Here is a 1,896-nt window from a genome sequence, read left to right as displayed (position 1 = left end):
ATCGGTAGGGGAGCATTCCACTCTGCGTCGAAGGTGAAGCGTGAGCTTTGCTGGAGCGTGTGGAAAAGCAAATGTAGGTATAAGTAACGATAAAGGGGGTGAGAAACCCCCTCGCCGAAAGACTAAGGTTTCCTGATCAACGCTAATCGGATCAGGGTTAGTCGGGTCCTAAGGCTCAGCCGAACGGTGAGGCCGATGGCAGAACAGGTTAATATTCCTGTACTACCTTAAAGAGTGACGTGGAGACGGAGCAGTGATAGCGCCGCGGACTGACGGAATAGTCCGTTGAAGGGTGTAGATGTTGATCTTTGCAGGCAAATCCACAAAGAGAGTCGAACCTGATAGTATACCAAATTCTTCGGAATAAGGTAATAGTGCGTGTAAGCATACTCCCAAGAAAATCCGCTAAACTTAATCTTTAAGGTACCCGTACCGCAAACGGACACACGTAGTCGGGTTGAATATACTAAGGCGCTTGAGTGATTCACGGTTAAGGAACTAGGCAAATTGACCCTGTAACTTCGGGATAAAGGGTCCCAACGAGAGTTGGGCGCAGAGAATAGGTCCAGGCAACTGTTTAACAAAAACACAGGGCTGTGCCAAATTGAAAGATTACGTATACAGCCTGACACCTGCCCGGTGCTGGAAGGTTAAGAGGAGATGTCATCGCAAGAGAAGCATTGAATTGAAGCCCCAGTAAACGGCGGCCGTAACTATAACGGTCCTAAGGTAGCGAAATTCCTTGTCGGGTAAGTTCCGACCTGCACGAATGGTGTAATGATCTGGACACTGTCTCAACCGTGAGCTCAGTGAAATTGTAGTATCGGTGAAGATGCCGATTACCCGCGATGGGACGAAAAGACCCCGTGAACCTTTACTATAGCTTAACATTGAATTTGGGTAATTGATGTGTAGGATAGGCCGGAGACTTTGAAGCAGGTACGCCAGTATTTGTGGAGTCGCTGTTGAAATACGGCCCTTTGATTATTTGAGTTCTAACTCGTGGATGCGAGGACACTGTTTGGTGGGTAGTTTGACTGGGGTGGTCGCCTCCAAAAGTGTAACGGAGGCTTCTAAAGGTGCCCTCAGGACGATTGGTAACCGTCCGTAGAGTGTAATGGCATAAGGGCGCTTGACTGGGAGACAGACAAGTCGATCAGGTAGGAAACTAGAGCATAGTGATCCGGTGTTTCCGCATGGAAGGGACATCGCTCAAAGGATAAAAGGTACTCCGGGGATAACAGGCTGATCCCTCCCAAGAGCTCATATCGACGGAGGGGTTTGGCACCTCGATGTCGGCTCGTCACATCCTGGGGCTGGAGAAGGTCCCAAGGGTTGGGCTGTTCGCCCATTAAAGTGGCACGCGAGCTGGGTTCAGAACGTCGTGAGACAGTTCGGTCTCTATCTATCGTGGGCGTATGAAATTTGCGTGGCTCTGACACTAGTACGAGAGGACCGTGTTGGACTGACCGCTGGTTTACCAGTTGTGCCGCCAGGTGCATCGCTGGGTATCTAAGTCGGGATTGGATAAGTGCTGAAAGCATCTAAGTACGAAGCCAGCCACAAGATTAGATTTCTTAGGGTCGTTAAAGACGATGACGTTGATAGGATGCAGGTGTAAAGGTGGTAACATCAAAGCCGAGCATTACTAATTGCCCGTTCACTTTCTTTCAAATATGTACCGGTTGGGTATATACGTTTAGCGGATTACTGATACGGAAACTGGAAACAGAGAACAGAAACATACTAGTAATGAACTTGAGATTTTACTTTTCATCATGTCATAACCTTATTCAGGTGGTTATAGCACGAGGGTTCCACCTCTTCCCATTCCGAACAGAGAAGTTAAGCCTCGTCACGCCGATGGTACTGCGTAACAGTGGGAGAGTAGGTAGC

2 rRNA genes are annotated in these 1,896 nt (G+C 48.6%); both read left to right on the top strand.

Annotation, left to right across the window (positions count from 1 at the left end):
• Positions 1-1,672 (top strand): 23S ribosomal RNA (locus tag KTR06_RS24260); the annotation flags it as partial.
• A gap of 121 nt (positions 1,673-1,793) precedes the next feature.
• A 5S ribosomal RNA gene (rrf, locus tag KTR06_RS24255) occupies positions 1,794-1,896 on the top strand; the annotation flags it as partial.

Source organism: Bacteroides sp. MSK.20.12, assembly GCF_019052435.1.
Taxonomy (GTDB): Bacteria; Bacteroidota; Bacteroidia; order Bacteroidales; family Bacteroidaceae; genus Bacteroides; species Bacteroides xylanisolvens.
The sequence above is the reverse complement of the archived record's forward strand: the minus strand, read 5'-3'. Positions and strand labels throughout refer to the sequence as shown.